At 45.9% G+C, this 12,670-nt stretch carries 12 protein-coding genes; 9 read left to right on the forward strand and 3 right to left on the reverse strand.

The genetic code is table 11. The features are described from left to right. Positions 1–36 precede the first annotated feature (36 nt). The 9 genes from lspA (at position 37) to ACZ5NB_RS03845 (ending at position 8,933) form a co-directional block, all read left to right on the forward strand. Complete coding sequence (lspA, locus tag ACZ5NB_RS03805) at positions 37–546, forward strand: signal peptidase II (RefSeq protein WP_460231651.1); 510 nt, start codon at positions 37–39, stop codon at positions 544–546. Positions 547–588: 42 nt separating this feature from the next. Next, the gene (locus ACZ5NB_RS03810; protein ID WP_460231652.1) at positions 589–1,038 is read left to right on the forward strand and encodes an FKBP-type peptidyl-prolyl cis-trans isomerase; all 450 of its coding nucleotides are present in this window, start codon (positions 589–591) and stop codon (positions 1,036–1,038) included. Positions 1,039–1,080: 42 nt separating this feature from the next. Next, entirely contained in the window at positions 1,081–2,016 is a 936-nt protein-coding gene (ispH, locus tag ACZ5NB_RS03815) for a 4-hydroxy-3-methylbut-2-enyl diphosphate reductase (protein WP_460232086.1), read from the forward strand. A 325-nt stretch (positions 2,017–2,341) separates the two neighbouring features. After that, positions 2,342–2,893 (forward strand): GspH/FimT family pseudopilin, encoded by a 552-nt coding sequence (locus ACZ5NB_RS03820; protein ID WP_460231653.1) that lies wholly within the window; start codon positions 2,342–2,344, stop codon positions 2,891–2,893. A gap of 12 nt (positions 2,894–2,905) precedes the next feature. After that, a complete protein-coding gene (gene pilV, locus ACZ5NB_RS03825) occupies positions 2,906–3,385 on the forward strand; it encodes a type IV pilus modification protein PilV (RefSeq protein ID WP_460231654.1) in 480 nt (159 codons plus the stop codon). Further along, entirely contained in the window at positions 3,386–4,384 is a 999-nt protein-coding gene (locus ACZ5NB_RS03830; RefSeq protein ID WP_460231655.1) for a PilW family protein, read from the forward strand. It begins immediately after the preceding gene. Between the two features lie 29 nt (positions 4,385–4,413). Continuing rightward, positions 4,414–4,995, forward strand: a complete 582-nt coding sequence (locus ACZ5NB_RS03835; RefSeq protein ID WP_464107845.1) for a pilus assembly PilX family protein — start codon at positions 4,414–4,416, stop codon at positions 4,993–4,995. A gap of 35 nt (positions 4,996–5,030) precedes the next feature. Further along, positions 5,031–8,420, forward strand: coding sequence for a pilus assembly protein (locus ACZ5NB_RS03840; RefSeq protein ID WP_460231657.1), 3,390 nt, complete (start codon positions 5,031–5,033; stop codon positions 8,418–8,420). Between the two features lie 33 nt (positions 8,421–8,453). Further along, positions 8,454–8,933 (forward strand): type IV pilin protein, encoded by a 480-nt coding sequence (locus ACZ5NB_RS03845; RefSeq protein ID WP_460231658.1) that lies wholly within the window; start codon positions 8,454–8,456, stop codon positions 8,931–8,933. Between the two features lie 5 nt (positions 8,934–8,938). Here ACZ5NB_RS03845 and ACZ5NB_RS03850 read toward each other — a convergent pair whose 3' ends face one another. From ACZ5NB_RS03850 to ACZ5NB_RS03860, 3 genes are all read right to left on the reverse strand, one after another. Further along, positions 8,939–9,517 carry a GspH/FimT family protein gene (locus ACZ5NB_RS03850; RefSeq protein ID WP_460231659.1) on the reverse strand — a complete coding sequence of 193 codons (579 nt, stop codon included), beginning with the start codon at positions 9,515–9,517 and terminating at the stop codon, positions 8,939–8,941. A 123-nt stretch (positions 9,518–9,640) separates the two neighbouring features. Continuing rightward, positions 9,641–11,005 carry a sigma-54-dependent transcriptional regulator gene (locus tag ACZ5NB_RS03855; protein WP_460231660.1) on the reverse strand — a complete coding sequence of 455 codons (1,365 nt, stop codon included), beginning with the start codon at positions 11,003–11,005 and terminating at the stop codon, positions 9,641–9,643. A gap of 24 nt (positions 11,006–11,029) precedes the next feature. Further along, on the reverse strand, positions 11,030–12,643 hold the full coding sequence (locus ACZ5NB_RS03860) for a sensor histidine kinase (protein ID WP_460231661.1): 1,614 nt from the start codon (positions 12,641–12,643) through the stop codon (positions 11,030–11,032). Positions 12,644–12,670 lie beyond the last annotated feature (27 nt).

Consider the following 12,670-nt stretch of genomic DNA (forward strand, 5'->3'; position numbering starts at 1 on the left):
GAGCGAGTGAATAAATAAGTGGATGGCGCAGCGACAATGAAGCCGAGCAATACCGTCAGTAAATTAACCATGTGGTATGCCATTGCGGTGATCGTGTTTGTTGCTGATCAAGCGACAAAGGTGTGGGCCGAAAACGTCCTCAAAGGTGGCAAGGAAATTGTGCTTACCTCATTTTTTAAATTTGATTTGGCCTACAACACTGGCGCGGCTTTTAGTTTTCTTCGTGACGGTGGTGGTTGGCAGCGCTGGTTTTTTGCAGTGATCGCCATGGTTGTCAGCGTTGGTTTGATCGTGTGGATTGCGAAATTAGTTCGCGAGGCAAAGCCTGGGCGAGGTTACGAATTGTGGGCGCTGTCGTTAGTATTAGGCGGTGCTTTAGGCAACTTGTACGACCGTATAATGCTCGGGCATGTTGTTGACTTTATTGTTTGGCACTACCAGCACTATTACTGGCCAACGTTCAATATCGCCGATGCGGGTATTTGCGTTGGCGCAGGGTTATTAATCTTTGATATGTTGTTTGTTCAGGATAAGCAAGCTTCGTAACACAATCGCGTTATTATATCGACGTATTTTAAGTGGTAATTGATGTCTGAATTACAGGTTAGTCAGGGCACCAAGGTGACTCTGCATTTCGCAATTAAATTAGATGACGGTACGGTGGTTGACTCGACGTTCGATCGCAACCCTGCAACATTTGAGGTGGGTGATAAAAACTTGCTCGATGGTTTTGAGCAGTTGTTGATGGGGCTGGTTGCTGGCGATAAACAATCGTTTCGTGTGACACCTGAGCAGGGCTTTGGTCAGCGAAACCCCAACAATATGCAAGAAATCCCCTTAGACGCATTTGATATCCAAGAAGAACTGTCGGAAGGGCTCATGGTTTCGTTCGCAGATGCTAATGGCGCAGAGCTACCCGGTGTTGTTCACAGCATTGATAACGATAAAGTGATCGTTGATTTTAATCATCCGCTTGCCGGACGCGATTTGTTGTTTGATGTTGATATCATCGATGTACAAGTGGCTGTTAGCCACTGATCTTATTCAGACCTTTTCTACTTTGGCGCAGGCCTTATGAGTATTACGATTAATTTGGCAAACCCTCGGGGATTCTGCGCAGGGGTTGATCGAGCCATCGACATTGTCAATCGCGCGTTGGATATCCATGGCGCACCTATCTACGTTCGTCACGAAGTTGTTCACAATAAAACCGTTGTGAATGACCTACGTGAACGTGGTGCCGTGTTTGTTGAAGAGTTGGATCAAGTCCCTGACGATGCCATTGTTATATTTAGCGCCCATGGCGTTTCAAAAGCGGTCAAAGTGGAAGCAGAAGAGCGCAAACTTAAAGTATTTGATGCAACTTGTCCGCTTGTAACCAAAGTTCACATGGAAGTTCTACGTTATAGTCGTGATGGACAAGAGTGCGTGCTAATTGGCCATGCTGGTCATCCTGAAGTAGAAGGTACCATGGGGCAATATGATCTTTCCCACGGTGGGAAAATCTATCTTGTTGAAGACGAGAACGATGTTGAGCGTCTCTCGGTGAATAACCCCGAAAAGCTTTCCTATGTGTCTCAAACAACGTTGTCGGTAGACGATACAGCAAAAGTTATCGAATCGCTTCGACGACGATTTCCAAATGTTGAAGGTCCTAAAAAGGACGACATCTGCTACGCCACACAAAACCGTCAAGATGCTATTCGACAGTTAGCGTTAGAATCGGATTTAGTCTTAGTGGTTGGCTCTCCCAATAGCTCCAATTCGAATCGCCTACGTGAGCTCGCCGAGCGCTGTGGTGCAAAGGCATTCTTAATTGATGATGAAACCGACATTGATGAAAGTTGGCTGCAAGGAGTATCAACTATCGGCGTGACGGCTGGAGCCTCCGCACCGGAGATATTGGTACAGTCAGTGGTTAAAAAACTGGCATCACTCGGTGCAGAAGTCCCCGTTGAGGTGCCAGGACGAATTGAAAATATTAGTTTTTCATTGCCTAAAGAATTAAAAAGTTAGTGTGACGTGACAATTATTGTCAATGGATAGATTTACAGTCTGTCGTCCTTTTTTAACCGTTCATTCTGCTTGTTTTTTCCAAACCCCTATCACTATCAAGGCCTTACGCCGCCTAACTTAAAGCCTTTTCTTGGCGCCTGGCGCACTCACATCATTTGTCGCAATTTTTGCGTGTTTTTTGGTACCTTCTTCTGAGGTTTATTCCGCAACTAGTCCTTTCTTCCGACACTTTTTGTCACCTAGCCGCTATCTATTGCCGTTTATCCCACTTCCGACGACGAAGAAAAGGGGCTGGCTTATCCTATGTGTCAGAAATTGAAAAGGTGTGAGTGAGAAGTCCATGGCGCAAGGTGTTTTAAACATAGACAAGGTAAATAATGAGCGTGGATTTACGATTCCTGAACTCATGATCGGGTTGGTATTGGTTGGTGTATTAGTGTCTTTTGCAGTTCCCAGCTTTCAGGGCGCCATCAAGAGAAATCGTATCGTGACGACCACTAATGAAGTGCTCGGGATTATGAATTTTGCGCGTACAGAGGCTGTTAAACGAGGCGCGACTGTTCACGTTGGGTCAATCGCGCTTGGTGTGACCGCGCAAGAAACAAATGTTTCCTGGGTGGTGTGGGTCGATTCGGGTTCAACGTCCAATGACTGGGACTCTACAGACGAGGTGCTGAGGGTTTGGGAAAGCTTCCCGGCAGGCGTAACCCTAACACATGGTGATAACACTCAAGCAATTTTGACGTTTGGTGCATCGGGCTTTTCGAGTCGTGCGGAGACATTTACTGTCTGTGATGATCGTGTAGGCGAGGAAGGTAACAGAGTAGATGTACTAATCTCTGGTGCGGCGACGCGAACGTCGGTGACATGTAGTTAATTGAGAACTGATATGAATAAAAGACTTTCTGGCGGTTTTACTCTTTGGGAAGTATTGGTAACGCTGATTATTACCTCAATTGGATTTCTTGGGTTGGGGGCTTTGCAGCTGGTATCGATGAAGAACGTCAACAACTCGAATTACCGTACATTGGCAACGATGTATGCCCACGATATGGCTGAACGCATTCGTGCAAATCGTTCAGCGCAAGCTATTTATAACGGCATAAGCGCACCAGCAGATAGGCCTATCTGCAATTCGTGCTCGCCTACTCAAATAGCACAAATTGATGCATTTGAATGGGAAACACTGATTACTCAAGGAGATAGTGATGATTTGGCAAATGGATCTTTACCTAATGGTGAGTGGTCTATTAGTCGAGTTGGTGCATCAAGCTTCTTCGAGATTACGATTACTTGGGATGAGCAAATCTCTTCGAATGATGGCGGCAGTGTCGGCGAGCAAAACTATATTCTTAGGGTGCAAATCTAAATGAATAAACGTGTGAATACCTTAATGAGCCCCAAATCTAGTAGCGCTGGCTTCACTCTAATTGAAGTTATGGTGTCTTTGCTGCTTAGTGCGATCTTGCTTTATGGGGTGATTACTATTTTTGATTCCAATCGCCGATCCTCTAACTACCAGACATCGATTAGCCGTGTTCAAGAAAGTGCGCGCATCGCAGTTGAGCTAATGACGCGAGATATCCGAATGGCAGACTTTTGGGGGTGTAATAAGTCTGCCGGGAGTGTCACTAATCATTTAAGTACGGCAGACCCTGACTATGATGCGTCGATAATCAATAACTGGGGCTCTAACGGTCTAGCGGCACAAAATGATGTTACGAGCTTAACTATCGGTACAATTACTGTGAAAGATGGTACCGACGTCATTACGTTGCGAGGTTCTGCAACTTTAGAAGGAGCGCAAATCACAAAGCCATATATGAATACGAGTTCCGCTGCAGTTCACGTGCGAAAAGGAACCAATATTTCAAATGGCCAAATCCTGTTGATTAGTGATTGTAGTGGTGCTGATTTATTTTCTAATACACAAGCCAATACGCCAACTAGTGGGACCGTTGCTCATAACACGGGTACTTTATCTGTCGTTGGCTCAGTACAAAATGCTACGCAAAATTTTTCTAAAACCTACAAGGGTGATGCCCAGATTACTTCTCCATATACAAAAACCTATTTTATCGGTGAAAGCGGAGGTGGTGCGACCTGGTCTCTTTATCGTAGATATAATACTGGCGTGTCACAGGAGGTGATTCGCGGCGTTACTGACATGCAAATATTTTTTGGTGAAGACACTAGTACAAACCAGTCAGTAAATACTTATGTTGACGCCGATTCTGTAACGGATATGGAGAATGTGATTTCGGTTCGAGCTCAGTTACAAATACAAAGTGGTGATACTGGCATTGAAGGGGCTCCGCTTGAGAGAACTTTTTACGCCGTATCGAGTATACGGAACCGAGTCCTTTAGATTCTATATTTTAATATAACGGTAGTGCTATGAGGTCACGAAACAAAAAAGCCATTAATTCAACTGCGAGTCGTCAAGCTGGCGTGGTTTTGGTGGTTGCCTTAATCATTATGCTGATCCTAACTCTTGTAGTTGTATCGAGTACGCAAACGGTTGTGCTTCAAGAGAGAATGACTACCGCGATGCGAGATTCACAAGTGGCTCTAGAGGTTGCTGAGAGCGGGTTAAAGGCTGGAGAAGCTTTTCTCGACGGAATAACCGGTATCACGATTTTTTCGGCTAGCGGCGCTGGTGGTTTATATGCTGAAGATTCGGGTCCGGCTAGTTATTTTGATTCCACGAGTTGGACATATGCAAAAACTCGTAGCCTAACCGTCAGCTACGATACCAACGGCGATGGTACTGATTCCAGCTTCACCGTGCAATATTACATAGAAGTATTAGGTGTTATGGCTGAACCTTCCGATGCAGAAACGGGTATCAATCTACTGGGGTACGGTCAAACCACTGGTCAAGGTGATACGACTGGGTTCCGCATTGTTTCCAGAGCAACTGGTCTCAGTGGAGCGGCAGAGCGAGTAGTCATTTCCTATTACGGTAAAAGAATTTAACGATAATCAGCGGTGTTGATTTCGAGGGTTAGATAATGAAAAAGTCATTTATTCACAAAGTACCTAAAAGGGTATTAATTTGTACGTCGACTGCTGCCGGTGTGCTACCCGCTATACTTACTGCTGCACCGCTGAACTTGTCTACCAAACCTTTGGTTGTTGCTGAGGCTGCTGATCCTAATGTCATGGTGCTGTTTGACACATCTGGTTCAATGAATCATATGACGCCTAGCCAGGACTATGATTCAGACGCGACTTACGGCACATGTAAGAACAATCTTAGGCTCTCTACGGGAACAGAAATTGAGTTGGTGTTCAGTGGCGCTGGCAACGCTTATCCAGTGATTAAGCAGGGTAACAACTACTACTTCCACGATTTTAATAGTGGAACGTCTAGAGATAATGGTGGCCCATACAGTCTCAATGGCAAGTGCTTCGATGATGACGCTAATTACCGAGCAACGTTAACAACCACAAGTATTGCTACGGGTGCCGGTGCGTTGTACAGTGGCCATTATCTCAATTACTATTTCTCAACGGAGTTGGGCTCTTGGGATCCTACTGATGAACACCATCCTAAACAGTATACGCGCTCGGAGGTAGGAAAAATTGTACTCAAAAGTTTTATCACGGAGCGTGACGACGATACGATTAATCTAGGATTGAGTACCCTTGACGGAGGTAGCGGTGCCGAAATAAATGAGGCGATTGCGCCTCTAACTGCTAGTGCAAAAAGTACGTTAACAGCGGCTGGTGGTGTTATTGATGGGTTTCATGCTGACGGCAGTACACCTTTGGCTGAAGCTTTCTCAGAGATCGCTAGGTATTTTATAGGTAGCCCTTCTACCGTGCTGCAATTGCAGCCACACCCTAATGATGACCCCTTGCCTAGCACTGAAGATTATAGAGATTTCTTTGATCTTCCACCCCAATACGCTAGCGGTGTGTCGACTGCTTCACCCATCGATGCGATTAAGTTTTGTGAAAAAAATTATCTTATTGCGCTTACGGACGGCCAGCCAACCAACGATGATGACAATATCAGTGCGACGTTAAGCGATTACGATAGAGATTGTTCTGGTGCTAATGCATCCAATTGCGAAAGTCCGTTTAACCGGGACCGTAAAAATACCGGTGGCTACTCTTATCAGTTCAACGACTCTTCTGATTATATGGATGATGTCGCAATGGCGATGTATGAAATGGATTTGCGGCCAGATGTCAACAGAAAGTCCGGTGATGCGTTTGTTAATAACCTTTCGACTTACATCATCGGTTTTGCCGATCAAGGTATCAAAACAGACCCATTATTTGATGACGTTGCTAAGAATGGCAGTGGAGGCGTTGAAGATCCATTCTTCCCAGATGACCTCGATGAGTTGCAAGGTGCTTTTGATGCGATTATTAGTAAAATTTTGACACAAGAAGGGTCTGTAGCTTCAGTGTCTTTTAATTCCGGCCAGCTAGATGCGGGCAGCGCGCTGTTCCAAGCAAAGTTTAATACGGTTCCATGGCACGGTAATTTATTGGCTTATAGCCTTAACGATGCTACAGGTACGATTCAAGTCCCGGAAGTGTGGGATGCTGCCAAAAAACTGGACAACATGAGTTCGCCGCACACAACGCGGGATGTGTTCACCTATGATCCTGATGCTTCGGTTAGAGATGGTGTTTCTGTTTCGGTTGCCAACTGGACAAATGTTCCTGCTACATTAAAAGCGGATTTGTATTTGGGAGTGGATAGAGATGGAGATGGGGTGTCAACAGTGGACAGCGGTGTTGATGATGATGATGATGCGCAATCGCTTTTAGAGTACTTGCTTGGAGACGACACCTTTGAGGGCAGCGGTGCAAATTCGTATCGTGTAAGAAATGATGGTACGGATAAAAATCGTCTCGGTGATATCGTAAACTCAACCCCTGTTTTTGTTGGCGAGCCAGAGCTTGCCTGGCCTGACTATGCTACAGACAACCGGTTTGGGACTAGCTCAAAAAATTACTCTGCATTCGTGACAGCGAATGCCTCTCGCACGCCAGTAGTTTATGTCGGCGCGAATGATGGCATGCTTCACGGGTTCAATGCGGAATTGTCGGGCACTAGTGCAGGTAAAGAGGTAATGGCCTACATCCCAAGCACGGTGGTTTCGACCGCAGCTAATAAAGGTTTGCATTATTTGGCGAGCCAGTCTTATGAGCATGAATTTTATGTTGACCTCACTCCCGCGGTTTCCGATGTGTATTTAACCAGTAAAAGCGACTGGGCAACAATTCTGGTTGGAGGTGTTCGAGAAGGTGGTCGTGGCTTATTTGCACTTGATGTGACTGACCCAGGTGACTACACAACGGCGAGTAATGCAGCGAATATTGTTCTGTGGGAATTTACTTCCAGTGACGACGCTGATCTGGGATACACCTATAGTCAGCCAACGATCGCGATGATGCCTAATGGAGAGTGGGCGGCGATTGTCGGTAATGGATACAACAGTACGGGCGATGGCCATGCCAAGCTGTTTATTATCTATATTAACAAAGGCACTGACGGCACGTGGGTAGCGGGAGACTACGTGAAAATTGATACGGGTGTTGGTTCCACGACGACCCCCAACGGTTTGTCGACACCGCGTGCGGCTGATATCGATGGTGATCTAGTTGTCGATAGAATATACGCCGGAGATTTGGAAGGAAATATGTGGGTGTTTGACGTGAGCAGCACATCTGATGGTAGCTGGGGCGTTGTTAATAACGCACCTTTGTTTACGTCTGCTTCGCAGCCGATTACGTCTGCTCCAATATTATCCATTAATAGTGAATCAGCGGGTTCTGCGCCTAACGTATTGGTGTCTTTCGGTACAGGAAAATACCTTGAGTCGACCGACGTCTCCAACACCACAACCATGTCCTTTTATACGGTATGGGATGTGGGGACTTCAAGCTTGTCTAGATCTGATTTAGAGCCACGTTCACTGTCTCAGACCACGGTCAACTACCAAATTTTGCGTACAGTATCAGGTAACCCCGTTGATTGGGCTACTCAATATGGTTGGCGAATGGATTTACCTGCAACTGGGGAACGTGTCGTGTCTGATCCGCAGATTCGCCGACAGGTGTTGTTCTTTAATACTGTAATCCCAAGTAGTGTGGCATGTTCATCCGGTGGCTCCGGTTGGTTAATGTCAGTTGACTTCTTAACAGGATTAGCTCCACCGTTTCCTGTGTTTGACGCGAACAACGACGGAACCATTGATAACAGTGATTTGGGTTACGTTGGCTGGTATTTTGCTGACAGCCTGCCCGCTAAGTCAGGGTTTCTAGGAGACAAGCAATATACACCAGGAAGTGATGGCAGTATTAAAGAGCGAGAAATTGAGGTTGGGCAAGGAACCAATGAAGGCCGGCTCACCTGGGAAGAGGTGTATCGCAATTAGCGGTCTATTCGAATGTCATTGAGGGTAATGTTAATGCTGAACTGTAGAAATAGGGCGACTAATAAGGGTTTTACACTGATAGAAATGATGATTGTTGTGGCTATTATCGCCATTCTTGCGTCTATCGGTTTCCCTGCTTATACAAATCATATTAAAAAGACACGTCGTGCCGACGCCCAAGTTTCACTGCAAGGGCTCGCACAGGCTATGGAACGTCATTACACAACCAATGGCACTTACGCTGGAGCGGCAGGTACGACCAGTACCCCAGCTGATACCGGTGCGCCCAGGATCTTTTCTGCGACCTCGCCAGCTAACGGAAATACGGTTTTTTATAATCTCACTATTGACTCGGCGGGAGCAACTAGTTACGAGATACTAGCTACACCGACGGGTGATCAAGCGGGGGATGGTGTGTTAGGTTTGCGTTCTACGGGTCTCCGAGGGTGGGATCGAGACGGAGATAACGACCCATTTGGCAGTGGCGAAACTTGCTGGGATAGCAATTGCTAATAGTCTTAGCTACACGATAAGTTTTCACCTAAAGAGTTCTCTTTTATGCCATCTTTGTCATAGTCTACAGCTGTTCTTGTTCGTCCAGCGCGGTTAATTATTACCTGGTTCGCGTAAATCTCATCGCCGTTTGCAGGACAATACGTAAAACTCCCGTTTTGGTTAATGGTTGAGCCGCTGGCACTATAGCGAATGTAGTTGTTGCTTCCAAACGACTTCCACGTTACGTTTGCGTCTTTGAAGGCTTCTACTGTCCTTAGTAGGGTGTCTTGCTCATCGAGCCTTCCATTTCTATTATCATCTATAAAGATAAGAATCCCTTTGCTCCAGTTGGTACCGCAAGTCGCTTCGTCTGATTTTGCGCAGAGTGTAGTTGTTTTCCCTTTGGATATCGCGGTGACTCTCGCAAAGTGATTTGCACCTACCAAAGTGTTGATCGAAACACGAGACCGGTAAGAGTCAAAGATGTGTGTAAACGAAGGAACAGTAAGCCCAAGTGTAATGCCTCCGATTGCGAGGGCTAGTAATAAATCGATTAAAGTGAATCCATTTACTTCATTTCTGGAAGTGGTTGTTATTGTCACGTTGCAATCCTTTGCGCGTAATTGATCGGAGTGACAATGTTATTAGTTCTATGGCGTGGGGAATACTAGTCAAGTCTGAATTGCTTGTAGGACATTGTATATGCGATTTGTGAGAGATATCGCTCAACTGTCGCTTACTTCCTCATCCTCATCTAGGCCAAGTTTTTTAAGGCGATAGCGAAGTGACCTAAAAGAAACACCAAGTTTCTTGGCGGCTGCGGTTCGGTTCCAACGGGTTTCATCCAGCGCTCTCGTTATGACATCACGCTCAATATCTTCAAGGTACTCGTCAAGAGATCCCGTGATTGCTGTTGCACGACTACCCATTGTTATGCCCTTATCTTCGTCCTTGGCTTGCGGTAGCTGTAGATCGTCAGGTCCAATTTCTTCGTTGTCGCAGAGGGTGTAGGCGCGTTCCAGTATGTTTTCTAGCTCTCGTATATTTCCTGGGAACGGGTAGCTTTTTAGAGCTTTAATGCCTGGCTTACTTAGAGTCGCTGAAGGAAGATCGAGTTCTGCTGCAAACTTATTGAGGAAATGCTTTGCTAGCTCGTCGATGTCTTCTTTTCGGTCTCTTAGTGGTGGGATGTCTAATTGAATGACATTGATGCGATAGAAAAGGTCATTTCGGAACTTTCCATCTGCAATTTCTTTGTTCAGGTCTTTATGGGTGGCGCTGAGAATACGTACATCTATCTGATCTTCTTGCTGGGACCCCACCGGTCTAACGGCTTTCTCTTGAATGGCGCGTAAGAGTTTAACCTGCATGTCTAGCGGTAGGTCTGCTACTTCATCTAAAAATAGTGTGCCACCGTTGGCTGCTTGGAAAAGCCCTTGCTTGTCGCTATTGGCGCCAGTAAAGCTGCCTTTTTTGTGCCCGAAGAATTCGCTTTCCATTAGTTCACTTGGGATGGCACCGCAGTTAACGGGGACGAAAGGTTCGTTGGCACGTGGGCCTTGGTCGTGTATCGAGCGTGCAACTAGTTCTTTCCCTGTACCCGACTCACCACTGATGTAGACCGGTGCTTGACTGCGGGCGAGTTTGGCAATTTTCTTTTTTACCGAGACAAAACTGTCTGCGTTACCGAGTAATTGAGTGGAGGGTTTTGATGACTGCGTTGTACTGAGCTTTAAAGCGGTAGAGGTGATTTTTCTGAGATCATTGAGCTCTACAGGCTTAGAAATAAAGTCGAATGCACCGGCTTTCATTGCTTCAATGGCCGTATCCATATTGCCATGCGCGGTAATTACGGCGATTGGAATATGGGGGTATTCAACTTGTACTTTTTTAACAAAGTCGATGCCGTTGCCATCGGGTAAATGCATATCCGTCAAGCAAAGGTTATAGCTGTTGTTTGCGATCATTTCGCTGGCTTGGCTGAGATTGGCCGCGCTTTCGGTCTCAATACCCATTCGCCCAAGTGTAATTTCAAGAAGCTCTCTAATATCGGGTTCGTCGTCTATGACAAGGGCTATGGGATTGCTCATTGTGCTCTACATTGATTGGTGGATTTAAAAGACCCTATCGGGGTGGGCTAGCGTGATGACAAAACAACTTTTCCCATCCTGAGTGCGTCGATATTCTAGAGTGGCTTGGTTTGTTTCGCAAAGTTCTCGGCAGATATAGAGGCCAAGGCCAGAGCCTGAGGACTCGGTGGTAAAAAATGGTTCGAAAATTTGTTCGACATCAGACTCATCTATCCCTTTGCCTGAGTCAATAACTTCAATATAGGGAAGTTCCGAGTGTGAATCAATGCCTGCTCGGAGGGACACTTCAGGCTTCCCTGTGTGCATCTCGCTATAGCGTAAACCGTTATCGCATAAATTGCTAAGTACTTGATGAAGTTGACTGATATCGACGCGGGTTTCTATGTTTGCGCGCTCAAGGCTTAATGAAAGATGCCCGGCTTTTGACTGAAGGTATTCATCAACGAAAGCCTGAAGCCACTCGTTGATATTGACCCGCTCGGGAGAAGAATGCTTCCTTCTCGATAGTTGCATGATATTTTCAATGATGCCATTAACTCGCCTTGAGTGATTTTGAATAATATCACTCAGTCGTTGGTCTGGACTGGATAGCTCTTTAGATTCTGAAAGGAGTTGTGCTGCATGGCTTATTGCGCCGAGAGGGTTTCGTACTTCGTGAGCAATGCTCGCGGTTAGGCGGCCAAGGGATGCGAGTTTAAGTTGTTGTGCTTGTTGTGATAGCCGTCGATTATCTTCCGCGAAAATTAACGTATCGCTTTGATGGCTTGTATCGAGTTTAGCAAAGCTAATTCGTATGTCGGATCTCGTATCGGAACCGATAGCTAAGGTCGGACTGCGTGTATGCGGGTAAGCCCGCCACACATCCAAGTGATCTTTTAGTGTGCTGATACTTGCAATGCTAAAAGAGTCTGGTGTTAACTCCAGTAGTTCTTTAGCCGCATGGTTGCTAAGCATAATCTCATCTTCTTTGTTGACCACTAAAATTCCGGTCCTCATTCGTTCGATGATCAGCTGGGATAATTGTTCTAAGTATTCTGCTTGCCGCGCTTGGGTTTTTGCCTCTAGGGTAGATGTGCGAATTTTATTGCTGAGAATATTGAACGCATGTGCAGTAGCGAGAACTAGTGCTGTAAAGGTGCCAGAGAATATGAAGTTCTTAGTAAGCTGAGTAGCTGATTCAGCCTGAACAAAGCTTTCAGTCAATACGACTAAAGCCGCGAAGCCGGCTAATCCAAGGCTGATCTTGTTATCCAGGAAGATACTACCCGCAGCTATGCAAATAATGATTAAGTAAGCGAGTTCATTACCATCGCTGGCGTACATGAGTACAGCGAGCGCACAGATATCGATGACCAGAATAGCGATAATCTGAGGGGTCCGTGGTGTGAAGTGCTTGAGCCACAGGTAGATCAGTATAAATAGGTTTGTTGTGGTGTATAGAATCACGGTGGTTAAAAACAGTACCCCTGCCTGTACGCCAAGGTAGTTTTTGGTGACCTGGGAAATAAAGAGGAGCAACAATATGCTGCTAAGAAGCGTGCGATAGTAAGCGTATACCCTCAATAATTTGTAGCTTTCTTCGTCGAACGTTTCGGGCTCGTTTATGAATGTGGAGCTTATTGGGCTAACTGTCGTCATGGTCGTTTAGGAATGTCCCACGTATAA

The organism is Aurantivibrio plasticivorans (assembly GCF_055392955.1).

Bases quoted from the DNA above. Each gene is read 5' to 3' on its own strand.
- lspA (WP_460231651.1), top strand. From the start codon at position 37: ATGAAGCCGAGCAATACCGTCAGTAAATTAACCATGTGGTATGCCATT.
- ACZ5NB_RS03810 (WP_460231652.1), top strand. From the start codon at position 589: ATGTCTGAATTACAGGTTAGTCAGGGCACCAAGGTGACTCTGCATTTC.
- pilV (WP_460231654.1), top strand. From the start codon at position 2,906: ATGAATAAAAGACTTTCTGGCGGTTTTACTCTTTGGGAAGTATTGGTA.
- ACZ5NB_RS03830 (WP_460231655.1), top strand. From the start codon at position 3,386: ATGAATAAACGTGTGAATACCTTAATGAGCCCCAAATCTAGTAGCGCT.
- ACZ5NB_RS03835 (WP_464107845.1), top strand. From the start codon at position 4,414: ATGAGGTCACGAAACAAAAAAGCCATTAATTCAACTGCGAGTCGTCAA.
- ACZ5NB_RS03840 (WP_460231657.1), top strand. From the start codon at position 5,031: ATGAAAAAGTCATTTATTCACAAAGTACCTAAAAGGGTATTAATTTGT.
- ACZ5NB_RS03845 (WP_460231658.1), top strand. From the start codon at position 8,454: ATGCTGAACTGTAGAAATAGGGCGACTAATAAGGGTTTTACACTGATA.
- ACZ5NB_RS03855 (WP_460231660.1), bottom strand. From the start codon at position 11,005: ATGAGCAATCCCATAGCCCTTGTCATAGACGACGAACCCGATATTAGA.
- ACZ5NB_RS03860 (WP_460231661.1), bottom strand. From the start codon at position 12,643: ATGACGACAGTTAGCCCAATAAGCTCCACATTCATAAACGAGCCCGAA.